At 69.6% G+C, this 23,231-nt stretch carries 20 protein-coding genes, 1 pseudogene and 1 riboswitch; of the genes and pseudogenes, 3 read left to right on the top strand and 18 right to left on the bottom strand.

Going from position 1 to position 23,231, the window contains the following annotated elements; all coding sequences use genetic code 11:
* Nucleotides 1-113: 113 nt before the first annotated feature.
* The 15 genes from argF to STSP_RS18770 all read right to left on the bottom strand — a co-directional run bounded on the left by argF (nucleotide 114) and on the right by STSP_RS18770 (nucleotide 17,775).
* Entirely contained in the window at nucleotides 114-1,121 is a 1,008-nt protein-coding gene (gene argF, locus STSP_RS18840) for an ornithine carbamoyltransferase (protein ID WP_067279302.1), read from the bottom strand.
* A gap of 112 nt (nucleotides 1,122-1,233) precedes the next feature.
* A complete protein-coding gene (locus STSP_RS18835; RefSeq protein ID WP_067279300.1) occupies nucleotides 1,234-2,472 on the bottom strand; it encodes an arginine deiminase in 1,239 nt (412 codons plus the stop codon).
* 113 nt (nucleotides 2,473-2,585) lie between these two features.
* Entirely contained in the window at nucleotides 2,586-5,171 is a 2,586-nt protein-coding gene (locus STSP_RS18830) for a polynucleotide kinase-phosphatase (protein ID WP_067279297.1), read from the bottom strand.
* Complete coding sequence (locus STSP_RS18825; RefSeq protein ID WP_078067304.1) at nucleotides 5,168-6,805, bottom strand: 3' terminal RNA ribose 2'-O-methyltransferase Hen1; 1,638 nt, start codon at nucleotides 6,803-6,805, stop codon at nucleotides 5,168-5,170. Before STSP_RS18825 ends, STSP_RS18830 begins: the two co-directional genes overlap by 4 nt.
* A 71-nt stretch (nucleotides 6,806-6,876) precedes the next feature.
* Complete coding sequence (locus tag STSP_RS18820; protein ID WP_067279294.1) at nucleotides 6,877-7,800, bottom strand: LLM class F420-dependent oxidoreductase; 924 nt, start codon at nucleotides 7,798-7,800, stop codon at nucleotides 6,877-6,879.
* Between the two features lie 246 nt (nucleotides 7,801-8,046).
* Complete coding sequence (locus STSP_RS18815) at nucleotides 8,047-8,529, bottom strand: DUF6099 family protein (protein ID WP_067279292.1); 483 nt, start codon at nucleotides 8,527-8,529, stop codon at nucleotides 8,047-8,049.
* Nucleotides 8,530-8,773: 244 nt separating this feature from the next.
* Entirely contained in the window at nucleotides 8,774-9,097 is a 324-nt protein-coding gene (locus STSP_RS18810) for a nucleotide pyrophosphohydrolase (protein WP_107441340.1), read from the bottom strand.
* Nucleotides 9,084-10,253 carry an AAA family ATPase gene (locus tag STSP_RS18805; RefSeq protein WP_067279286.1) on the bottom strand — a complete coding sequence of 390 codons (1,170 nt, stop codon included), beginning with the start codon at nucleotides 10,251-10,253 and terminating at the stop codon, nucleotides 9,084-9,086. Before STSP_RS18805 ends, STSP_RS18810 begins: the two co-directional genes overlap by 14 nt.
* Before the next feature lie 267 nt (nucleotides 10,254-10,520).
* Nucleotides 10,521-10,910 (bottom strand): cell division protein SepF, encoded by a 390-nt coding sequence (locus STSP_RS18800; protein ID WP_067279284.1) that lies wholly within the window; start codon nucleotides 10,908-10,910, stop codon nucleotides 10,521-10,523.
* 391 nt (nucleotides 10,911-11,301) lie between these two features.
* Complete coding sequence (locus STSP_RS18795) at nucleotides 11,302-11,841, bottom strand: hypothetical protein (RefSeq protein ID WP_067279281.1); 540 nt, start codon at nucleotides 11,839-11,841, stop codon at nucleotides 11,302-11,304.
* A gap of 480 nt (nucleotides 11,842-12,321) precedes the next feature.
* Nucleotides 12,322-12,747, bottom strand: a complete 426-nt coding sequence (locus STSP_RS18790) for a CBS domain-containing protein (RefSeq protein WP_067279279.1) — start codon at nucleotides 12,745-12,747, stop codon at nucleotides 12,322-12,324.
* 861 nt (nucleotides 12,748-13,608) lie between these two features.
* A complete protein-coding gene (locus STSP_RS18785) occupies nucleotides 13,609-14,721 on the bottom strand; it encodes a baeRF2 domain-containing protein (protein WP_067279277.1) in 1,113 nt (370 codons plus the stop codon).
* An 89-nt stretch (nucleotides 14,722-14,810) separates the two neighbouring features.
* On the bottom strand, nucleotides 14,811-15,311 hold the full coding sequence (locus STSP_RS18780) for an inorganic diphosphatase (protein ID WP_067279275.1): 501 nt from the start codon (nucleotides 15,309-15,311) through the stop codon (nucleotides 14,811-14,813).
* A gap of 305 nt (nucleotides 15,312-15,616) precedes the next feature.
* A complete protein-coding gene (locus tag STSP_RS18775) occupies nucleotides 15,617-16,342 on the bottom strand; it encodes a LysM peptidoglycan-binding domain-containing protein (protein ID WP_067279273.1) in 726 nt (241 codons plus the stop codon).
* 2 nt (nucleotides 16,343-16,344) lie between these two features.
* A riboswitch (cyclic di-AMP (ydaO/yuaA leader) is annotated at nucleotides 16,345-16,505 on the bottom strand.
* Between the two features lie 424 nt (nucleotides 16,506-16,929).
* Nucleotides 16,930-17,775, bottom strand: a complete 846-nt coding sequence (locus STSP_RS18770) for a substrate-binding domain-containing protein (protein ID WP_078067303.1) — start codon at nucleotides 17,773-17,775, stop codon at nucleotides 16,930-16,932.
* A gap of 308 nt (nucleotides 17,776-18,083) precedes the next feature.
* On the opposite strand from STSP_RS18770, the gene STSP_RS18765 reads away from it, so the two are divergent.
* Complete coding sequence (locus tag STSP_RS18765; protein ID WP_067279271.1) at nucleotides 18,084-20,033, top strand: APC family permease; 1,950 nt, start codon at nucleotides 18,084-18,086, stop codon at nucleotides 20,031-20,033.
* An 83-nt stretch (nucleotides 20,034-20,116) separates the two neighbouring features.
* Here STSP_RS18765 and STSP_RS18760 read toward each other — a convergent pair whose 3' ends face one another.
* The 3 genes and pseudogenes from STSP_RS18760 to STSP_RS41245 form a co-directional block, all read right to left on the bottom strand.
* Nucleotides 20,117-20,743: a TOPRIM nucleotidyl transferase/hydrolase domain-containing protein gene (locus STSP_RS18760; protein WP_408646329.1), complete on the bottom strand. Its 627-nt coding sequence runs from the start codon at nucleotides 20,741-20,743 to the stop codon at nucleotides 20,117-20,119.
* Entirely contained in the window at nucleotides 20,634-20,999 is a 366-nt protein-coding gene (locus STSP_RS41250; RefSeq protein ID WP_408646328.1) for a hypothetical protein, read from the bottom strand. The genes STSP_RS18760 and STSP_RS41250 overlap by 110 nt, the downstream gene beginning before the upstream one ends.
* A gap of 148 nt (nucleotides 21,000-21,147) precedes the next feature.
* Nucleotides 21,148-21,519: pseudogene (locus STSP_RS41245) on the bottom strand (aminotransferase class V-fold PLP-dependent enzyme); the annotation flags it as partial.
* A 376-nt stretch (nucleotides 21,520-21,895) separates the two neighbouring features.
* On the opposite strand from STSP_RS41245, the gene STSP_RS18750 reads away from it, so the two are divergent.
* Entirely contained in the window at nucleotides 21,896-22,363 is a 468-nt protein-coding gene (locus STSP_RS18750) for a DUF6153 family protein (RefSeq protein ID WP_232789703.1), read from the top strand.
* Nucleotides 22,364-22,457: 94 nt separating this feature from the next.
* Nucleotides 22,458-23,120, top strand: coding sequence for a DUF305 domain-containing protein (locus tag STSP_RS18745; RefSeq protein ID WP_067279264.1), 663 nt, complete (start codon nucleotides 22,458-22,460; stop codon nucleotides 23,118-23,120).
* Nucleotides 23,121-23,231 lie beyond the last annotated feature (111 nt).

Here is a 23,231-nt window from a genome sequence, read left to right as displayed (position 1 = left end):
GGTGGTGCTGTGCGCGACGGGGTGGGCCGCGCGGCAGCGGGCACGGGAAGGGTGGTCCCGGCCTGCCGGTGGTACCGGTGGTACTGGTGATGCGAAGGGCTCAGGGTAACGGCTCAGGCAAGCGTCGCGACGAGCACCGCCTTGATGGTGTGCAGCCGGTTCTCGGCCTCGTCGAAGACGACCGAGTGCTCGGACTCGAAGACCTCGTCGGTGACCTCGAGGGAGTCCAGGCCATGGCGCTCGTGGATCTCGCGGCCGACCTTGGTGCCCAGGTCGTGGAAGGCCGGCAGGCAGTGCAGGAACTTCACGTCGGGGTTGCCGGTCGCGCGCAGCACGTCCATCGTCACGGCATACGGCGCGAGGGCCGTGATGCGCTCGTCCCAGACCTCCTTGGGCTCGCCCATGGACACCCACACGTCGGTCGCGACGAAGTCGGCGCCCTGCACGCCCTCGGCGACGTCCTCGGTGAGCGTGATGCGGGCGCCCGAGGTCTCGGCGAGCCGCTGGGCCTCGGTGACGATCTCCTCGGCAGGCCAGTACGACTTCGGGGCGACGATCCGTACGTCCATGCCGAGCAGCGCGCCGGTGACCAGGTAGGAGTTGCCCATGTTGAAGCGGGCGTCGCCGAGGTAGGCGAAGGCGATCCGCTCCAGGGGCTTGCTGCTGTGCTCGGTCATGGTGAGCACGTCGGCGAGCATCTGGGTGGGGTGCCAGTCGTCGGTGAGGCCGTTGTAGACGGGCACTCCGGCGTACTGCGCGAGGTCCTCGACGTTCGCCTGGCTGTCCCCGCGGTACTCGATGGCGTCGAACATCCGGCCGAGCACGCGCGCCGTGTCCTTCACCGACTCCTTGTGCCCGATCTGCGAGCCGGAGGGGTCCAGATACGTCGTCGACGCACCCTGGTCCGCGGCCGCCACCTCGAAGGCGCAGCGCGTACGTGTCGAGGTCTTCTCGAAGATCAGGGCGATGTTCCGGCCGGTCAGGTGCCGGGTCTCGGTCCCCGCCTTCTTGGCCGCCTTGAGCTCGGCGGCCAGGTCGATCAGGCTCCTGAACTCCGCGGCGGTGAAGTCCAGCTCCTTGAGGAAGTGGCGGCCGGTGAGACCGGTCGGGACTGTCGCCATGGAAGCTCTCCTGGGTGTACGGATACGGGAACCATGGAAGTCTATACGATCGTCAACATTTCTATGCGACCTGCGCGGTCGGTCACGGTGCACGTGCGGTGCGCCGCAGGTACTACCCGGCCACAGCGTCCCGCTCCACCGGACAGCTCATGCACCGCGGCCCGCCGCGCCCCCGGCCCAGCTCGCTCCCTCGTATCTCTATGACCTCGATGCCCTGTTTGCGCAGGTGGGTATTTGTCGTGGAGTTCCGCTCGTAGGCGATCACCACGCCCGGCTCGACGGCGAGGACGTTGCAGCCGTCGTCCCACTGCTCGCGCTCGGCGGAGTGCACGTCCTGTGTGGCGGTCAGCACACGGATCTCGCTCAGTCCGAGGGCCGCGGCGATCGCCCGGTGCATGTGCTCCGGCGGATGGTCGGTGACCTTCAGCTCCCGGCCGTCGACGCCGGGCTCGATCGTGTACGAGCGGAGCATCCCCAGTCCGGCGTACTGGGTGAACGTATCGCCGTCGATCATCGTCATGACGGTGTCGAGGTGCATGAGCGCGCGCCGCTTGGGCATGTCGAGCGCCACGATCGTCTGTGCCGACCCGGCGGCGAACAGCTTGTGCGCCAGCATCTCGACGGCCTGCGGGGTTGTCCGCTCGCTCATGCCGATGAGCACGGCGCCGTTGCCGATCACCAGGACGTCGCCGCCCTCGATGGTCGACGGATAGTCGTACTGCCCCTCCGACCATATGTGGAAGGGGCCTGCCCGGTCGGCGTGGAACAGCGGGTGGTGCCGGTAGATCGCCTCGAAGTGCACCGTCTCGCGCTGCCGGGCGGGCCAGCGCATCGCGTTGATCGAAACGCCGTCGTAGATCCAGGCCGAAGTGTCCCGCGTGAAGAGGTGGTTGGGCAGCGGGTGGAGCAGGAAGTCGTCGAGCTCCATGACGTGGAAGCGCACGGACGTGGGCTCCGGGTGCCGCTCCAGGAACTCCCGCTTGGTCATCCCGCCGACCAGCGCCGCGGTGAGCTCGGCCGAGCCCATCGTCTCGAACGCCGCCCGCAGATGGTCCGTGGCCAGCGGTCCGTACTCCTTCTCGTCGAAGACCCGGTCCAGTACGAGGTTCCGGGCCGCCGGGACGTCGAGGGTCTCGGTGAGCAGGTCGCCGAAGAGGTGGACCGTCACGCCGCGGTCGCGGAGCACGTCGGCGAACCCGTCGTGCTCCTGCCGGGCCCTGCGCACCCACAGCACGTCGTCGAACAGCAGCGCGTCCTTGTTGCTCGGAGTGAGCCGCTTGAGCTCCAGATCGGGGCGGTGCAGGATGACGCGCCGCAGCCGTCCGGCCTCGGAGTCGACATGGAATCCCATGCCCTCATCCTGACCGCTCGGCCACCCCTTCACCCCTCGTTTGCAGCGGTCAGCGGTTCCCTGCGCCACGCGGGAGGCAGGGGCAGCCGGGCTGTCACAGGCGGGCCGGGCTGTCACAGACGTGGGTCCACCGGCTCCGACTCCAGGGCGAGCACCGCGAACACCGCCTCGTGGACCCGCCACAGCGGCTCGCCCGCCGCGAGGCGGTCCAGGGCCTCGAGCCCGAGCGCGTACTCGCGCAGCGCGAGGGAGCGCTTGTGGCCGAGGAAGCGACTGCGGAGCCGCTCCAGGTTGTCGGGGCGCGTGTACTCGGGACCGTAGATGATCCGCAGGTACTCGCGGCCGCGGCACTTGACGCCCGGCTGCACCAGCCTGCCCTGCCCGTCGCGGACCAGGGCCTCGACGGGCTTGACGACCATGCCCTCGCCGCCGCGGCCGGTCATCTCCAGCCACCAGTCGGTGCCCGCCTGGAGGGACGCCGGGTCGCCGGTGTCCACGAAGAGCCTGCGGGTGGCCCCCAGCAGGCCGCTGCCGTCGTGCTCGACCATTCGGTCGATCAGCGCCAACTGCTCGTCGTGCGGCAGCGCGGCCAGGCTCCGGCCCTGGACGGCGAGGATCTGGAACGGCGCCAGGCGCACGCCCTCCAGACCGTCGGTCCTCCAGCAGTAGCGCCGGTACGCGTCCGTGAACGCGGCGGCGTCTGCGGCCCTTTCCCGCTGCCTGGCGAGGAGATCGCCCACCTCGGCCCCGCGCGCCGCGGCCGCCTCCAGGACGGCGAGCGCATCGGGGAAGACGGCGCCGGAGGCGGCGCCCACGGCCGCGTACTGCGTGCGCAGCAGCCCGGACGCCTTGAGCGACCAGGGCATCAACTCGGCGTCGAGCAGCAGCCAGTCGGTCTCCAGTTCCTCCCACAGCCCGGCCTGGGTCACGGCGGTGCGCAGCCGCCCGAGGATCTCCTCGGTGACGGCAGCGTCGTCGAAGAAGGGGCGGCCGGTACGGGTGTAGAGGGAGCCGGTCACGCCTGTCTCACCCGTGGCGGCCGTCGCTCCGAAGCGCTCGCGCGCCACGTCCGCGTCCCGGCACACCAGTGCCACCGCACGCGAGCCCATGTGCTTCTCCTCGCACACGACCCGCCCGACCCCGTCGGCTGCGTACTGCGCGAAGGCCTCCGCCGGATGCTCCAGGTAGCCGTCGACGCGCGAGGTCGCCGTCGGCGCCATCGTCGGCGGCAGATACGGCATCAGCCTCGGGTCGACGGCGAACCGGCTCACGACCTCGAGCGCCGCGGCCGCGTTCTCCTCACGCACCGAGACGCGACCGGCGTACCGGGTCTCCACGACCCGTCGGCCGTGCACGTCGGCCAGGTCCAGCGGCCGTCCCTCGTGCCCGCCCGGCGCCTCGGTCGCCAGCGGCTTGGCCGGCTCGTACCAGACCTTCTCGGCCGGTACGTCGACCAGCTCCCGCTCCGGCCAGCGCAGGGCGGTGAGCTTGCCGCCGAACACCACGCCGGTGTCGAGGCAGATCGTGTTGTTGAGCCAGGTGGCGGTGGGCACGGGTGTGTGGCCGTAGACCACTGCGGCGCGGCCGCGGTAGTCCTCGGCCCACGGGTAGCGCACGGGCAGCCCGAACTCGTCGGTCTCGCCCGTCGTGTCGCCGTACAGCGCGTGCGACCGGACCCGGCCCGACGTACGGCCGTGGTACTTCTCCGGCAGGCCCGCGTGGCTCACGACGAGCCGGGCGCCGTCGAGCACATAGTGACTGACGAGCCCGTCGATGAACTCCGCGACCTGCTGCCTGAACTCCTCGCTCTCCCCCTCGAGCTGCTCGATGGTCTCCGCCAGACCGTGCGTGTGCTGGACCTTTCTGCCCTTCAGCCAACGCCCGAGCTTGTTCTCGTGGTTTCCGGGCACGCACAGGGCGTTGCCGGACGCGGTCATGGACATCACGCGCCGTAGCACGCCGGGTGTGTCCGGGCCGCGGTCCACGAGGTCGCCGACGAAGACGGCGGTACGGCCCTCGGGGTGGACGCCGTCGACGTAACCGAGCTTGCCGAGGAGCGCCTCCAGCTCGGAGCTGCAGCCGTGGACATCGCCGATGACGTCGAACGGTCCGGTGAGGTGCGTGAGGTCGTTGAAGCGCCGCTCCCGTACGACCTGCGCCGCCTCGACCTGCTCGACGCCGCGCAGTATGTACACCTTGCGGAAGCCCTCGCGCTCCAGGTGCCTGAGCGAACGGCGCAGTTCGCGGATGTGCCGCTGGATGACGCGACGCGGCATGCCGGCCCGGTCGGCGCGGGCCGCGTTCCGCTCGGCGCACACCTCCTCGGGCACGTCGAGGACGATGGCGATCGGCAGCACGTCGTACTGCCGGGCCAGCTGGATCAGCTGCTTACGGCTCTCCTGCTGCACGCTCGTCGCGTCGACGACAGTGAGCCGGCCGGCCGCGAGCCGCTTGCCCGCGATGTAGTGCAGGACGTCGAAGGCGTCCTTGCTGGCGCTCTGGTCGTTCTCGTCGTCGGCGACCAGGCCCCGGCAGAAGTCCGAGGAGATGATCTCGGTGGGCCTGAAGTGCCTGCGCGCGAAGGTGGACTTGCCCGACCCGGAGGCTCCGACGAGGACCACGAGGGACAGGTCGGTCACGCCCAGGATGCGCGGGCCCCCGCCGGCGGCGCCGGTGCCCTGCTCGTTCTGGTGTGTCATGCGGCATTCGCCTCCTTCGCGTCCGCGTCCTGGGGGGTGTCCTCGGCCGGTCGTGCGGTGTTCTTCGGGGACTCGGCCCCGGTCTCCGACGTCGTCGAGCTCTTCAAGGTCTTCGAGCTCTTCAAGGTCTTCAAGGTCTTCAAACGGAACGTGGCCATCTGCGTGGGCGGCCCCACCTCGGGGTCGTCCGGGCCGACGGGCGCGAACTCCACCTCGTACCCGTGCCGCTCGGCCACCCGGCCCGCCCAGCCGCGGAACTCCTCGCGCGTCCACTCGAAGCGGTGGTCGCCGTGGCGGACGTGCCCGGCCGGGAGGGTCTCCCAGCGCACGTTGTACTCGGCGTTCGGCGTCGTCACCAGCACGGTCCCGGGGCGTGCGGAGCCGAAGACCGCGTACTCCAGAGCGGGCAACCGTGCCAGGTCGACGTGCTCGACGACCTCGCAGAGCACCGCCGCGTCGTACCCCTTGAGCCGGGTGTCGGTGTAGGCGAGCGAGCCCTGGAGGAGCGTGACCCGCTCCGCCTGCCGCTCGCCCATCCGCTCCAGCTTCAGCCGCCGCGCGGCTGTGGTCAGCGCCCGCATCGACACGTCGACGCCGACGATCTCCCTGAACCGGCTGTCCTTGAGCATCTCCTGCACCAGCTGACCCTGTCCGCAGCCGAGATCGAGCACCCGGCTCGCCCCGGCCTCGCGCAACGCCTCGAGGATCGCCTGGCGTCGCTGCACGGCCAGAGGCACGGGCCTGTCCGAGCCCTCTGCGTCATCAGAGGCAGCGGTGGACTTGTCGACAGCATCAGCGGCGGACGCTTCGACGGCGTCGTCGATCTCCTCGACAGCATTGTCGATCTCCTCGACCTCGCTGTCGTCCGTCTCGGCGAGCCGCACCAACTCCAGCCGCTCCATCGCCGCCCGGGTCAGCGACCAGCGCCGCGAGAGATAGCGGCTGGTGATCAGCCGCTGCTCCGGGTGCTCGGCCAGCCAGCCGTCACCGGCCCGCAGCAGCTTGTCGACCTCGTCGGACGCGACCCAGTAGTGCTTGGCGTCGTCGAGCACCGGCAGCAGGACATAGAGGTGCCGCAGCGCATCGGCCAGCCGCAGCTCCCCTTCGAGGACGAGGCGTACGTACCGCGAGTCACCCCACTCCGGAAACCGCTCGTCCAGCGGGACGGCATCCACGGTGACCGTCCAGCCGAGGGGCTCGAAGAGGGCACGCACCAGCTCGGAGCCGCCGCGCGCGGGCAGCGCGGGCACCTCGATACGCAGCGGCAGCGGCTGCCCGGCCCGCTCGGGCCGGGCAGCGCACCGCCCCTTCATCGCGCTGGAGAACACCCTGCTCAGCGCCACGGCGAGCAGCGACGACGCGGCATACGGACGGTCGTTCACATACTGCGCAAGCGCGGCGTCCGGAGCGCCTCCGCGCCCCTTGCCCTTGCCCCGCCGCACCAGGGCCACCGGATCCACCTCCAGCAGCAGCGCCGCCGTGCAGCGCCACACGGACGCCTCGGGGTAGAGGACGTGCGCGGTGCCGTAGGAGGTGGAGAACGCCTGCACGTTGTCGGGATGCTTGTGCAGCAGAAACCCGAGGTCGGTCGCGGGGCGCTCCGGGGTACCGGTGGTATTGATCGTCAGGAACACATGTCCGAGTATGGTCGCGTCTCGTCCGTGCGGACCAAGGAATTTCCTGCCCAGCCCACTGGCGTGCGCTGCTACGACAGCTGCGACATCACCTGCGACGAGATCAGCTCCAGGTGGCCCAGGTCGTCCAGATCGAGGACCTGGAGATAGATCCGCTGGGAGCCGATCGCCGCGTACCGCCCGAGCTTGTCCACCACCTCGGCCGGGGACCCGGCGAGGCCGTTGGCCTTGAGCTCGTCCACCTCCCGCCCGATCGCCGCGGCCCTGCGCGCGACCTCGCTGTCGTCTTTCCCGACGCACACGACCAACGCATTGGAGTACACCAGGTCGCTGCCCTTGCGGCCGATGGCCTCCGCCGCCGCCCGCACCCGGCCGAACTGCCGCTCGCTGTCCTCGATCGAGCCGAACGGCATGTTGAACTCGTCGGCGTACTGGGCCGCGAGCCGCGGCGTGCGCGTCGCGCCGTGTCCGCCGATCAGCACCGGCACCTTGGCCTGCGCCGGCTTCGGCAGCGCAGGCGAGTCGGTCAGCTGGTAGTACGTGCCGTCATAGCTGAAGCTGCCGCCGACCTCCGTGGCCCACAGGCCGGTGACGATCGCCAGCTGCTCCTCGAGCCGGGCGAACTTCTCCTTGGGGAACGGAATGCCGTACGCCTTGTGCTCCTCCTCGAACCAGCCTGCACCGAGGCCGAGTTCGACGCGGCCGCCCGACATCTGGTCGACCTGCGCCACCTGGATCGCCAGCACACCGGGCAACCGGAACGTGCCCGCCGTCATGAGCGTGCCGAGCCGGATCCGCTTGGTCTCCCGGGCCAGACCGGCCAGCGTGATCCAGGCGTCGGTGGGGCCCGGCAGCCCGTCGACGGAACCCATCCGGAGATAGTGGTCCGACCGGAAGAACGCGTCGAACCCGAGGTCCTCGGTGGCCTTGGCCACGGTGAGAAGAGTGTCGTAGGTCGCCCCCTGCTGGGGCTCGGTGAAGATGCGAAGATCCATACCTCCATCCTGCACGGTGCTGCACCCGGAGTGCCACGCGTCCCTGAGTCCCCTCAGCGCGCACTAGTCCCTGAGTCCCCTCAGCGCGTCGTCCCTGAGCTGTCCACGCTCCCCCAAGTCCCGCCAGCCTCACTCCCAGCCGCGCCCCAACGCCGTCATGCACACCCAGCCGTCGCCGATCACCACCCGCCGGCTCGACCACGCCCTCGCTCCCCTATCCCGTCGGCTCGACCACGCCTCGCTCCCCTATCCCGCCGCCGAATCCGGCTCCGGTTCCGGCACGCTCTGCTCCCGTACCGCGAGCCTGCGCAGCATCTCCAGCACCCGGTCGCGGCACTCGTCAGCCGCGTCGATCGCCTCCATGCACTGCCAGTACGCCCCCTCCTCGTCCGCGGAGCAGGCGATGCCGACGAGGGCGATGCCGACCTCGCCCAGCAGGGCGCCGAGGCGGAGCAGCGCCTGGCGCGCGTCGCCGATCTCCGTCAGCTGCGCCGCCCGTATCTCACCGACGCCCAGCGCCGGAGCGCCGAGCGCGCCGCAGCCTCTGCCGCCCACCTCGCTGAGACCGAGCGCCTCGCCCCGTAACTCCGGCGGCCCCGTGACCGCCAGCCGGCTCCCGATCGCCTGCGCCAGGGCCTGTGCCTGCCATGACTCCACCACGATGTCCGGCACCCCTTGGCTCTGCGCCAGGGCACGCCTGTTCGCTTCGATGAGCCGCACCGCCTCCATCGCCGCCCCCGTCTGTCCCGCACGCGCTATCGCGCGCTGCCCGCACTCCTGTGTCCACTACCCAGAGTGAGTTGCCAGGAAATGAAAAGCCAGAGGTCGTCCGGAATCTGTGGACAGAAAACGGGATGTGGACAACGCAACCACTCCGGAGAGTGACGAACGACGGTCCTTCGCGGCGCGCGAGCCCCTCAAAGGGCGGCTCCCGGCGCATTCAAGGGGCTGCGCGGGCGGGGCTGCGTGGGCTTCAAGTGATCGGGAACCGCCGCTCATTGCGCTCGATCTTGGCGTCCAGGGCCGCCAGCGCATCGATCCCCAGCACCTCGCACAGCTGGAGCAGATACGCGAGGACGTCGGCGACCTCGTCCGTCACCCGGTGCGCCGACTCGGGGTCGTCCATCACCGCGGCCGACTCCTCCGGCGTCAGCCACTGGAAGATCTCCACCAGCTCGGACGCCTCCACGCTGAGCGCGGCGGCCAGGTTCTTCGGCGTGTGGTACTGCTGCCAGTTACGGGCGACCGCGAACTCGGCCAGCCTGCGCTGCAGCCCCGCCACATCAAGTTCCTTCACGGTCCAGGTGTACCACCGTGACACCGTCCGCCTCAGCGGCCCATGACGCGTTCTGCACCGCCCCCACCAGCCGGATGTGCCCGCGCTCGCAGGTCAGCCGGGCCAGCCTCGCGAGCTCGCGCACCTGCCGCTCGTCCAGGCAGCGGTCGAATCCGTCGGCAAGCACGGTGAGGCACTGCAGCGCCTGCGGCACCTCGGCCACCGGGTCGACCTCCAGGACGCCCGGTCCGGTGAGCAGCACCAGAGCGAGCGCCAGAAACCGCAGCTCACCGTCGCCGAGCCGCCCCGTGGGGGTGCGCACGCCGTCGCCGCGGTCGAGCACCGCGCGCACCGTCCTGCTGTCCAGCTGCTCCGCTCGTACGTCCGTGAGACCGCCCGCGCAGCCCGCCCGTACCGCCGCAACCAGCTGCGCGTGCCGCTGGCCGCACTCCGACCGGGTCCGCCACAGGACCTCGGCGAGGTTCTGGCAGCCGCCCAGCAGCCGCCCCTCGTCGAGCGGCACCGCGCCGCGCATGCCCGAGGGCAGCGGGTCGCAGGCGAAGACGGAGCGCAGCGCGACCACCACCTGCTCGGCAGCAGCGAGCACATGGCGCTGGCCGTCGGTCTTGCCCGCCACGCGGAGCGGCAGCAGCGCCGTGCCGAGCCGGTCGTCGGGCAGCGGGGCGCGGGTCACCGGAGAGGTGCCCGCGGTGTACCAGGCCGCCTGGACGGCGCGCCGCCCCGGGTCGCGCAGCGCCGTCTCGAGCAGCGTGAGCCCGCCGGCCGTCAACCGCTCGCCGACGATACGCAGTTCCGGCTCGGCCTGGACGGCGACGTCGAGCCGTACGGCACCGGCCGGGCCGTCGACCGTGCAGCCGAGGCGGAATCCGCGCCGCTGCTGGGCGTCGGGCCTGGCGCGCTCCGGCACGCAGGCGACCGGGTCGGGGAAGACCTCGCTGAGCTCCGCCCCGCCGGCGAGCCGCGCCAGTGCCTCGTACGCCCGCAGGGCACTCGATTTGCCGGTGCCGCTGGGCCCGGCGAAGAAGGTGAGCGGGCCGAGTGGGAAGACGGCGCGGCGGTGTGACGCGAAGGCGGAGAGCCTGAGTTCGGTGATGCTCGGCCGGTCCGGGCGCGTCGCGGGCGCCGCCGGGGTCGCGCCCCGGGAGAGCACGGTCATGTCCGGGACCGTAAGCGGCGCGGAATCAGGCGAATCGTTCCGCTGGACCGGCTTTCCCACGATCGAGGGACCAGGTCCGCAGCGCTGTCGACGTTCGTGCGGATCTGTCGATGTCCCAGCCGGTCCGGGGTAATCCGGGGTGGCACGCCGGTCAACGGCCCGGCTTCCGGCGCCCGAAACGGCCGCGTCGACGGCGCCACCGACGCGCTGCGCTCGCCGAGTCAGGCCCTCGGCGGCCGAGTTCGCCCTCGCCGCCGGGCCGTGGCCTCACATGCCGTGCGTCCCGGCCCCGGCGACGAGCCCCTGGACCTCGGTCCCGGGCGGTGCCAGCAGGAAGACGTTGCGGTCGACACGGTGCATGCCGCTGCCGAGGCCGAAGACGACGCCACTGGCGAAGTCCAGGACGCGTTTGGCGACTTCGGTCTCCGCGCCTGTCAGGTCCAGCAGGACCGGCACCTGCGCCATCAGGGTCTCCGCGACCTTCCGGGCGTCCCCGAACACGTTGACGCGCAGCACCACGAAGCGCCGGTTCGTCTCGGTCTCCGCCTCTGGCAGCGCTCGATGCCCCGGCCAGGACGGCCATTCGTCGCGGTTCCGCAGCGGTACGACCTGGGCGAGCCCCTCCCACTGTTCGTCGGTGACGTCGTGGCTGTTCATGCCCCCACCCCGTCCGGGCTCGTCCTCATCGTCTGCACCGGCCAATTCTTACAAGCAGTCACCCGTTCGGCCCAACAGCGACACGGAGTGGAACGAAAACACTGACCGAACTCCCGCGTACGGAACGGACATCGTCGAGCGGGTGCGTCAGTGAGGGATGCGCGCTTGGAGCGATACGGTGCGGGCCTCGGCACGGTGTGGGGCAGGCAGACGGCCCGTCCGCATGCTGCGCGATACCGGATCCGCTGGTGCTGCGGTCCGGTTGAGCTGAAGAAGATCCGCTCAAGGTACTGCAACGCCCGGCTCGGGAAACCGGCACGGGCTGAGGGGCTCGAGCCCCTAGGACGCCGACGCTACGGGCGCGAGTCCCAGGACGCCGCCCCTGAGGGCGTCAGCGCTGAGCGCGCAGGTCCTGAGCGCGCAGGTCCTGAGCCGGGACATGCTCGGAGTGGCCGACTGGCTCGGCCCCCTCCCGGCTGACGATGAGGGCCAGCCGGGCCGTTGCCTGACGGAGCGCCAGTTCGAGAGCGGCCGGCGTATGCAGGTCGCCGCTGCCGTCCGGCGGGACGAGCCACTGCAGGGACCGTCCGGACCGGTAGGGGGGCGGCACGGCGACCCAGGAGCCCTTGCCTGCGTAGCGGATACCGGAGCCGATCCAGCGGCAGGCCGGATCCGGTGGCAGGAAGAAGCCGACTCTGTGGGCTGCGAAATCCGCGAGTGTGGGCCCGGGCTCGTACTGCGGGGTGCGCAGCAGGGTGTCCAGCGTGAGGAGGCCGAGTTCCTCGGGAACGCTGAGTACGTCCCAGAACCGTCCCGAAGCCAGGACCACCGTCCCGTGTTCGCCGTATTCCCATTCCCGTTTGCATGCCCGGGGATCCTTCGCGGCCGCGGCGAGCCACTCCATGGCCTGCCTCGAGGCCGAATTCCTCATGACCCTCCTCCATGAAACATCTGCTCTGCATGCTCGGCATGCTCTGCACGATCGGTCGGGCATCGACTCCCGACGATCGGTCGGATGTCAACTCCCGCCGGGCACAAACCTGTTCGGATCATGGACCCGGGCCCGACGCGCTCATGCTGGTAGATATTTCTACGGCGCGGAAGGGGTGGCGAAGCCTGGCGTTTCTTGTAAATGCGTTCGGATGTGGTGATCCATTCACAATCCACTCACGCGTCCGGCGTTTTCTGCTTCACCCATGCGACGGCTGTCCGATTTACCGGTGGGCTCTCGAAAGGCCGAGTGCGGCGGGGAAGGCCGGGTGCGGCGCGGAAGCGGGGCGCGGAACCGGCTTGCGAGGCGGCACCGCCCCGATGCGAATCCGGTGACTTCCGCGCCCTGGCAGGCGTGTTGAAAGGTCTGGCGTTTGTCTGTCGATGAGAGGTCTCTTGAGTGTGGCCCCTGCCGTAGCGGTCAGATGCTGTGTGCCACAACGGCCTCGACGAACCGGCCCACCTCCTTCTCCGGCAGGTTGCGCGCCAGGTCGGCCTCGCTGATCATGCCGACCAGCCGCTTGTTCTCGTCGATGATCGGAACGCGGCGGATCCGGTGCTCCTCCATCGTCTCCAGCACCTGCCTGATGTCCGCATCCGCCTTCACCGTGACGGGCTTGCCCTGCGCCAGTTCACCGGCGGTCATCCTCGTCGGGTCACCTCCGGCGGCCAGGCACTTCACCACGATGTCGCGGTCGGTGATGATGCCGTGCAGCTTGTCGTCGTCACCGCAGATCGGCAGCGCGCCCACATCGAGGTCGCGCATGCGCCGTGCCGCGGCGTCCAGCGTCTCGTGCTCGCCCACACAGTCCGCACCGGTGTGCATGACGTCTCGCGCACTGGTCATGACAGCCTCCTTGGCAGCGGATCGGCCTTCGGAGGCGCGCAGGGATGCCATGTCATCCGATCGATCAGCCACGGGATCCGATCGATCTGCCGCGGCATCCGATCGATCAGCCACGACTCCCTGATCGCCTCCTGATGCCTTGGCCTACGCCCATTCTCACTCCGGCGGATCCGCGATGCATCTGAGGCAGTCGGCCTCAGCTGTCCACGTCCGCCGGGACCTCGGCCTCAGCTGTCCACGTCCGCCGGGACCTCGGCCTCAGCTGTCCACGTCCGCCGGGACCTCGGCCTCAGCTGTCCGCGTCCGCCCCGCCCGCGGTCAGCGGGTACATCTGCCGGCGCTGTTCCGTCAGCCGCTGCCGCTCCTCCTCGCCGAGACCGACAAACACCTGCTCACGCTTCCGGTTGAGTTCGGCGAGCTCGTCCTCGCCGAGTCCGGCCGCCCACGTCCTACGGGCCTCGATCAGCCTGGCGGCCTGCTCCGGTTCAGGGGCTGGGTCATGGTCGTCATCTCCTCGATCACCTGCAGAAGCTGTTCCGTCGACGTCCCGGCCGTCCGGCCGAGCGCGCCGAGCACCCCGAGCAGGCGGGACCGAAGTTCCAGGGTCTGCCGGAGCCGTTCCTCGCTAATGGCGCAGTGTCCGTACGGTGAGGCCGGTTTCGCGCGCCAGCTCGCCGATCTTCCGCATGCTCTCGTCCCGCTCTGCCATCCGTCTCCTCCGGGGGTGCTACGTAGGGCTCACGCTAGAAGGTGACGTGACGTCAGCTTCAAGGGGCGCCTTCAAGGTGTCTTCAAGGCGCGTCCGGCTGCTTGCCTGCGGCAGGTGGCCGGGGCGCCTGCGTGGCCCCTGGTCTACGACACCTACGACACCCAGGTCGTGGCGGTGTCGGAGTACCGCAGCAGCACCCCGACTCCGTCGGCCAGCCGCGGCTCCTCCTCTGGCGGTACGACGACCAGCTCGGCGCCCGTACCGACGGCTGCCCGGATCAGTGCGGCGTCAGCCGGTTGCTCCTCGACGGCGCTCACGCCGAAGGACCGCAGGTCCGCAGGGGAGAGTGCGATGTGCGTCGGTTGCGGTCCGGTCCACACCGGCATGCTGAACTCCGCATCCTCGTTGACCAGAAGCGACCTCGCCTGGCTTCGCTGCAGCGCGGCGACGGTGGCCGCCAGGCCCTCCGCCGCGCTGCTGTACCGGGCACGGTGCGCCATGAACGTCCCCGCCTGGGCCCGGTCCCGCGCCGCCATGCGTCCACGGAACAGCTCGACCAGTTCGCCCTCCAGCAGCGCCCGGCCTTCGCCGTCTTCCCCCGCGACGCCCTCGGCGACGACCACGCGCTCGCTCAGGCGCCGGGGCAGCCGGTGCAGCAGGACGCCGCGCGCCCACACCTCCCCGCACACCACGATCACGTCCGCGCCGCCTCGGTCGGCCAGTTCCTCCAGCTCGTCGACGACCTGTGTGACGCCTCTCTGCCAGTCCGCGACGGGGATCCGCCGACGGGAGTGTGTGCCGGGAGCGACCCTGCTGATGGGCCACCGGCCCGTCTCCATGTCGACCTGCAGTTCCTCCTCGACGCCGGTCTCGCCCCTCAGGTCGACGCGGTGCACGACCGCGGCCGCGTACGGGATGTCCGGCGCGTGCTGAACCGCCAGCGGCATGGCATCGGGCAGTGACGTGAACTCGGCCAGGTCATGGACGGGCGGATCGGGCAGCTCCTCCACCAGAGCGAGCCGCCCGTGCGCCGCGAAGACCGCCTGGCCGTGCCGGCCGGACACGGCCCTGTCGGTCCCGATCACGGCGGCCACGGCGGCGACGGTGGCGGTATCGGCTCCCTGCGCGGTCAGGTCATCACGCACATGACGTCGTCGCAGGTCGTTCGCGGTTTCCGGGTCTTCGATGTCCCGGGAGGTGTCCACGTAGGCGCATGCATAGGGGCCCGGCCGTGCGTACAGCGGTTCGAGAAAGGACAGCTTCACGGTTGCCTCCTGGCCTCACCGTGTCCGGGGGCCTGTGCCAGGGGCCGGCCGCGACCGCGGCACCGCGGCGGGCATCAGCCTGGTCGGCCTCAGCCTGGTCCGACGGTCTGACTCTCGACGGCGCGCAGGCGGGACGCCTCGATCTCGGCGTAGGCCTGGTCGCGGCCTTCCCAGTGGGACCCCTCGACGGATTTGCCGGGTTCCAGGTCCTTGTACACCTCGAAGAAGTGGGTGATCTCCAGCCGGTCGAACTCCGGGACGTCCCCGATGTCCTGGACGGCGGCGTACCGCGGGTCGTGGGCGGGCACGCACAGAACCTTCTGGTCCATGCCCTTCTCGTCGCGCATGACGAACATCGCGATCGCCCTGCACTCGATGGCGCAGCCCGGGAACGTCGGGTCACCGGTGATGACCAGAGCGTCCAGGGGGTCGCCGTCCTGGCCGAGAGTGCCGTCTATGTATCCGTAATCGGCCGGGTATTTCGTGGAGGTGAACAGCATCCGGTCCAGCCGGATCCGCCCGACCGAGTGATCCATCTCATATTTGTTTCGGGATCCCTGCGGGATCTCCACAATCACGTCGAATTCCACGGTGGCCCTCCTTGTCCGCGTCCTCGGCCCGTCCACCGGGACCCAGCGCTCAGGGCGCGGGTCCGGTGGCGGGCCGAGCGTGGTCGCATCACAGGTCGGCCGCTTTCCTGCCGTCCGGCTACCCCCTCGGATCGACCATGAACGGGATGGGTGCGCGCGTTTTCCCTGGATTTCTCCGCACGTCACCGACGCGCGTCACCGACGACCCGCACGGAATCCATCCGTGATCTCCGTGATCTCCTGATCTCCGTGACCTCCGTGCTCTTCCACCGGAAAGCGGATACCTCCGGTGGAAGGCGGATACGTCAGTAGGGACCGTAGACGTTGTCGATCGACCCATACCTCTTGGCCGCGTAGTTGCACGCGGCAGTGATGTTGGCGACCGGGTCGAAAATGTCCCACGACGTACCGGGCACGTGATAGGCGCGGAACGTGGGGTCGATCACCTGGAGGAGGCCCTTGGAGGGTGTTCCCTTCGCGGCGTTTGAGTCCCAGTTGTTGACGGCCTTCGGATTGCCCGAGGACTCGCGCATGATGTTGCGGTGGATTCCGGCGTAGGTGCCGGGAATTCCATGCGCGGCCATGACGTCGAGCGACTGCCTGATCCAGCCGTCGAGGTTGTTGGCGTACGTCTTGGCGGACGTCTGCGTGGTGGTCGTGGTCGACGTCTGGGCCGCGACTTTCTCACCAAGCGTCAGCTTGAGGCCCGCGCGGATCTTCGACGGGTCGTTGCCGATGACTGCCCGGTTGTCCTCGTACAGCTTCTTCCAGCCACCCTTCAGGTTGTAGGCTCGCGCGATCTTGGCCAGGGTGTCACCCTGGACCACGGTGTACGTGGTCGGGGCGGCCTTCAGGGTGGCGGTGGGCGAGAGCGCCGCCACAGCGGCGGCGGACTGCACCGCCGGTGCCGCTTCGGCATGGGTCACGGCCGTCAGGGGTAGGGCGAATACGGCACCACCCGCGCCCATGGCGACGAGGCCTCGAGCAAGCGGATTGGTCCTGGGGCGACGGTGCTTTCCCTTTGCACGCATGACGAATTCCTCTCCGCCGCCTGCGAGGTGAGCTGTCGGGTTCGGGCTGGAGATGCCCGGCCGCAGTGTGAATGCGACTTCACCCCTAGCCGGTCCGGTTTCCGGATCGGCGACTTACCTGGGTTCCCCGCTCCTGCCATACATGAGTGATCGGTTTCCGTGGCGGCGACAGGATTCGGCGCGGCCGCCCGGATTGGCGTGAACGTAAGCGAGAACTCCAGGGCGGAACAAGGGCCTAATTCACAGGGAAATTCACATTGCGAGTCCAGCGGGGACAGATCCGGCAATCCGCCGACCGCCGGCAATCCCCAACTCCCTTTGCCCGCGAGCCGAATGAAGGAGGAAGCGAGAGCCGCGGAGAATGGCAGGACACACAGGACGTGAGGCATATCACGGCTGAAACGGCATTCCTGGCACCCAAACACCATCTAGTCACCTGAAACTTGGGTGAAGAGAATGTAATCGACCTTCAGTGTCAATAAGGGGCAAATCGCCCATATGGTCAGCGGGTTAAGGTCAGCGCTGGGGGCTCTCGCGCCTCTCGGCGCACCACAGGGCCGGATACAGAGCATACAGCTGACGCAACGTCAACAGCTTTGGCGCCGAACGGCAGTAGAGGTATGCAGCACAAGTTGCGTCGGCAGCTCGATCCGCGGGGACGCGGGCGGACGGCCCTCGGCCATCTGCATGAGGAGCCGGGTCGCCTCGTGGCCCAACTCCCCGAACGGCTGCCGCACCGCACTCAGCGGCGGACTGGCCATGGCGGCGGCCAGCGTGTCGTCGAAGGACATGACCGCCAGGTCGTCCGACACGCTCAGCCCCTGCCGGCGGGCCGCCCCGAGGACGCCGAGCGCCTGAGCGTCGCTGGCCGCGAAGACTCCTGTGGGCGGGGCGTCGCCGCGCAGGAGCTGCAGGCCGGCGACCAGTGCCTCGTCGAAGAGAAGTCGGTCGAGCGCACGATGCGCGGGTCGTAGGCGATCCCGGCCTCTTCGAGTGCGGTGCGGTATCCGTGCAGCCGCGCCGCCCCGGCCAGCGAGTGCGGCCGGCCCGCGATCATGCCGATCCGGGTGTGCCCCAGCCCCAGCCCCAGCCCCAGCCCCAGCCCCAGCAGGTGCTGTACCGCGTCCCTGGCTCCGCTCCGGTTCGTCACCCCGATGCTCGGGATCTCGAGCGTGGGGGCGCTGAGCGGATCGACCAGCACCACCGGAAGCCGTTGCTCGACGATGCGGCGCTGGTCGTCCTCGGCCAGCATCGAGATGACGATGATCAGCCCGGCCGCGCCGAGCGCCACGCGCTCCTCGACGAGGCGCGTGCCCGAAATGCAAGGTCCCCCCGAGGCGCTCAGGACGGGACCGACGACCGCGAGGCCCACGCCCACGCCCGCGCCCACACCCGCGCCCGCGCCGAATCGAGGGCGGGCGCCGACACGGCATGACGCTGCGTGTTCTCCACACCTCCGCCGGTCGCCCCGTCCTGCGGTCCCCCTACGCGTGCGACCGCGCCCTTTACGCGTACGATCGCGCCCTTCTTGCCCTGGTACATGTGCATGTGACGCCCCAGTGACCAACGATCGGCCGGTGTCATGGCAAACGATCGACCAGTCTTAACGCAAGCTTGACGCGGTCGACCGTCTCATTCACGGGCCCAAGCATCACTCTCCGCTTACGCTGGTGCGGCCGTCCGAGTGATGGCCGGAATCCCACGCTGAGCCGCACTGAGCCGCATTCAGGAGAGCACCTCGATGGCCACCACCGAACACCCGCCGGAGAGTCGATTGCGGACGTGGATGCTGGAAGGCCTCTCCGACATGGCGGGCCACCAGCAGGGCCCGCACGCCGCACCCGAGCCCGTCCACAAGGGTCAGCCGTGGTGGCGGGTGATGTGCCTGACCGGCGTGGACTACTTCTCCACCCTCGGCTACCAGCCGGGTATCGCTGCCCTCGCCGCCGGCCTGCTGTCCCCCATCGCGACCATCGTGCTGGTGATCGTGACCCTGGCGGGCGCGCTGCCGGTGTACCGGCGGGTGGCCGACGAGAGCCCGCACGGACAGGGCTCGATCGCGATGCTGGAGCGGCTGCTCACGTTCTGGAAGGGCAAGCTTTTCGTCCTCACGCTGCTCGGCTTCGCCGCCACCGACTTCCTGATCACCATCACCCTGTCCGCGGCCGACGCCTCCACCCACCTGGTGGAGAACCCCCACCTGACCAGCGTGCTGCACGACAAGCAGATGGTGATCACCCTGATCCTGATCGCACTCCTCGGCGCGGTCTTCCTCAAGGGCTTCCTGGAGGCCATCGGGGTCGCCGTCGTCCTGGTGGGCGTCTATCTCGCGCTCAACGCCGTCGTCGTGGCGACCGGCCTCTGGCACGTGGCCACCGCGGAGGATGTCGTGACCGACTGGTCCTCCGCCCTGACCGCGGAGCACGGAAACGTTTTCGTCATGGTCGGCGTGGCCCTGCTGGTCTTCCCGAAGCTGGCGCTCGGCCTGTCCGGCTTCGAGACCGGTGTCGCGGTCATGCCGCACGTCCAGGGCGACCCCGACGACTCCGAGGACAAGCCCGCCGGCCGGATACGCGGCACGAAGAAACTGCTGACCTCGGCAGCGTTGATCATGAGCGTGTTCCTGATCAGCACGAGCTTCATCACCACGCTGCTCATACCGGAGAAGGAGTTCGAGTCGGGCGGCGACGCCAACGGCCGCGCGCTCGCCTATCTCGCACACGAGTACCTGGGCAACACCTTCGGCACCCTCTACGACGTCTCGACGATCGCCATCCTGTGGTTCGCCGGCGCCTCCGCCATGGCGGGACTGCTCAACCTGATGCCCCGCTACCTGCCCCGCTACGGCATGGCCCCGCACTGGGCCCGCGCCGTACGTCCCATGGTGATCGTCTTCACCCTGATCGGCTTCCTCGTCACCTGGATCTTCGACGCCGATGTCGACGCCCAGGGCGGCGCCTACGCCACCGGTGTACTGGTCCTGATCAGCTCCGCGGCCATCGCGGTCACCATCGCCGCGCGCAAGGCCCGCCAGAAGGGCTGGACCATCGCCTTCGCCGTCATCTCCGCGGTCTTCCTCTACACCACGGTTCTGAACATCATCGAGCGGCCGGACGGTGTGAAGATCGGCGCCTGCTTCATCGCCGGGATCATCCTCGTCTCGCTCCTCTCCCGCCTCGCCCGCGCCTTCGAGCTCCGGGTCACCCACGTCACGCTCGACGACATGGCCGAGCGGTTCATCCGCGACATCGCCCACCGCAAGATCCGGTTCATCGCCAACGAGCCCGACCGCCGCGACGTCGCCGAGTACCGCGACAAGATCGAGCAGATCCACCACGACAACGACATCCCGTCCCAGGACGACTTCGTCTTCGTCGAGGTCACGGTCACCGACCCCTCCGAGTTCGAGGCGGGCCTCACGGTCCGCGGCGAAGTCCTCCACAACCGCTACCGCATCCTCACCCTGGAGAGCTCCTCCATCCCCAATGCCCTGGCCGCCCTGGTCCTCCACGTACGCGACGCCACCGGCTGCACCCCGCACATCTATTTCGAGTGGACCGAGGGCAACCCCTTCGCCAACTTCCTGCGCTTCTTCCTCTTCGGCCAGGGCGAGGTCGCCCCCGTCACCCGCGAGGTCCTCCGCGAGGCAGAACCCGACCGCGCTCGCCGGCCCCGCGTCCACGTCGGCTGAACCGGCCGGCTCCGCCACGGTGTCGCGGCGGGCGCCCTTCACGGTTACGTCGTGATGCTCCTGGAGCGTTGGCGTTCGCCGTGTCAGACGTGCGTAAGGAGGCGCTCCAGCGGCCGGGGAACGCGCTCGAGGTCCAGGTGCGCGACCATCGCCTGCGCGTAGAGCGCCTTGCGACCGCTGTGCGTGCCCATGAAGCGCCGCAGCTGGTGCTCCACGGGCCGTTCCCGCTGGGCCGGCTGGCCCTGGAAGGTGCGGAAGGGGCGCACCTCGCCCTGGGCCTCGATCACCTCCTGCACGCCCTCGGCCCCGAGAGCGCGGATCAGCTCGTCCTCCAGGTCGGCGTCGCACACGTGGAACCCGAGTGTCTCCAGTCCGGCCTGCGTGAGACCGGACCCGAGCCCGACCCGCTCCAGATGACGCCGGAAATGCCGCTCCTCGCCGATGTCGCAGAGACCGGCCAGCGGGAGGCCGAGCCCCGGAGGACCGCACACGTCCAGGAAACGCCCGATGTTCGTCGCTCCTCCGAGCGGTACCACCGCGACGCCCTCCGCACCGAGGTCGCGGCCGTTGCGCGTGGCCAGCGCCTCGAGCGCGGCCTGATCACTGCTCCCCTCGACGAGCACTATCATCCGCACACCGCCGCCGGCCAGCTCCCGCGCCACCGCGGCGGCAGCACCCGCCCCCGCTCCCCCGGCCGCCCACGCGACCAGCGCCCGGCGGAAACGCCTCAACTCGTCCACGAGACCTCGCTTTCGACGCCATCCTGGCACGGCCGAGATCCCGTACGCACGCACGTTTTTGCGGGCCCCGGCGACGGTCCATCAGCTCAACTGGCAAGCGCACGCCACTCGTTCGGCCGTGTACCGCAGGAGGTCGCGGCCGCGCCTTCCAGGCCGCTCGCTCCGGCGAATATCCCAGCGCCTCCAGTGTGTACGCGCTGGGCCCGTCCGGTACGAAGACGTCGATTCGCGCGAACCGCCCATACGCCCAGGTCGCGATCTACCGGATCCGTTCGTCGAGAAGCTGTCAGAGGGGCGATCAACGGATACCGGGACCCACCGACTCCCTTGATCCGCTGCTCAGCCAGGGACGACCTCACCCAGGCCGCCTCGGCGCCCTCCACCGTGAACGTGGTGATGCCGCAGAGCTGAACACCCAGATCCCTGACCCGGACGCCCGGGATCTCCGCGAGCTGTCCCCGTAGTGACTCCGCGAGTGCGGTGACGCGCCTCTGGATCCTGGGCAGCCCCCACCCGAGGGCGTAGTCGATCGCCGCGCCGAGGCCGAGCTGAGCGGCGTAGTTGGCCTCCCAGGTCTCGAACCGGCGTGCGTCCGGCCGCATTTCGTACCGGTCGCGCGCTGTCCACGTGGCGGCGTGCAGGTCGAGAACTGGCGGCACGAGCTGGTCGAGCACCGTCCGGCGCACGTAGAGCAGACCCGTCCCGCGCGGTCCACGCAGATACTTGCGACCAGTGGTGGAGAGCATGTCGCAGCCGATCTCCGCCACGTCGACGGTGAGCTGACCACCGACTGGCAGGCGTCCAGGAGGTACAGTGCTCCCGCCTCGCGGGCCCAGCCGCCCTCGCGGCCCGCTCGTCCGCACAGTCGGGGGCTGCCCGACGTAGGTCGACACCAGCAGCCCCATGAGCAGCGACGACGCCGGCCAAACCGGATAGTTCCACCACAAGACCGGGGGTCATCCGCGTGTAGAGGAGTGTGGAGACGACTCCGGTCGGCACACCGATCGCGACGCCGGCCAAGAGGGCCACGGTGACCACTGCCACCCACTGACGTGGATCCAGTTCGGTATCGTCGGAGAACAGACGTCTGGAGCGGCCGGACCCGGAGGTCCCGCAGTGAACGTGAGCCGACACGTACGGACAGGAGGTGCCCTCGGGCACCTCCTGCTCGTCGTCGTTCTCGCGCTCGGCGTGTTCGTGATGCACACCGTGGGGCACCCCGGCGACTCGTCCGCCGAGACGAGCACGGCGTCCCACGTGTCGGCGGCATCCCACGTGTCGGCGGCGACGATGGATACGGCCCCTGCGGATCACGCCCCTGTCGATGATCCAGCCTCCATGGAATCGAGCCAGGCGACGGATCGCGAGCATTCGTCGTCCGCGCACATGCCCGTCATGGCGATGGACATGATGTCGCTGTGTTTGGCGGTGCTGCTCGGCGCATGGGTGCTCGCCGCGCTGTTGCGTGCGGCGCTCGCCCGTCGCCCCGACTGGCTGGCCAACCTCCTCGCCCAGGCCCCCGTCGTACAGCGGCCCAACCCTCCGCCACGCGGACCTGATCTCACCCAGTTGTCGGTCCTGCGGCTGTAGGCCGAACCGCCTCGCGGGCGCGCACCACGCGCCGTCCCGCTATGACGCGTACGCCAAAACAGCCAAAGAACCAATACATGAGGTGAAATCGACGATGACTGCCCTCACGCGTGCCCTGCGCCGCAAGTCCTCCCGCCGTATCGCTGCCGTCGGCGTTGTCGCAGCGGGAGCCCTGGTGCTCTCCGCCTGCAGTGACAACGGCGACGACATGAGCGGCATGGATCACGGCAGCACGGCCTCGGCCACGGCGACCGCCGAGCCGGGCAAGAGCGCGGCTGCGGAGGACTTCAACGACGCGGACGTCACCTTCGCTCAGATGATGATCCCGCACCACGAGCAGGCCCTGGAGATGGCCAAGCTGGCCGACGGCCGCGCATCCGACTCCGAGATCAAGGAACTGGCCGCGCAGATCGAGAAGGCCCAGGACCCCGAGATCAAGACGATGCAGGGCTGGCTGAAGTCCTGGGGCAAGCCGACCGAGATGGAATCCATGCCCGGCATGGATCACTCCAGCCACTCCGGCATGGACGGGATGATGTCCGACGAGGACATGGAGGAGCTCAAGGCCGCCAAGGGGACGGACTTCGACAAGATGTTCGCCGAGATGATGATCGAGCACCACAACGGCGCGATCGCCATGGCCGAGGACGAGCAGAAGAACGGCAAGAACGCCGACGCCAAGAAGATGGCGGACGCCATCGTCGAGGGCCAGTCCGCCGAGGTCGAGCAGCTCCAGAGCATCCTCGACCGGCTCTGAGTCGCATCAAACACTGACCGTTCCGGGCTCCGAGGCGGACACGTCGAGGAGCCCGGGCGGTCGTGCCTCCAGCCATCCACGTCATCGCGCCCGGCCGCCTCCCGCCCGGCG

This window comes from Streptomyces jeddahensis (assembly GCF_001642995.1).
Classification (GTDB): Bacteria; Actinomycetota; Actinomycetes; order Streptomycetales; family Streptomycetaceae; genus Streptomyces; species Streptomyces jeddahensis.
The sequence above is the reverse complement of the archived record's forward strand: the minus strand, read 5'-3'. Positions and strand labels throughout refer to the sequence as shown.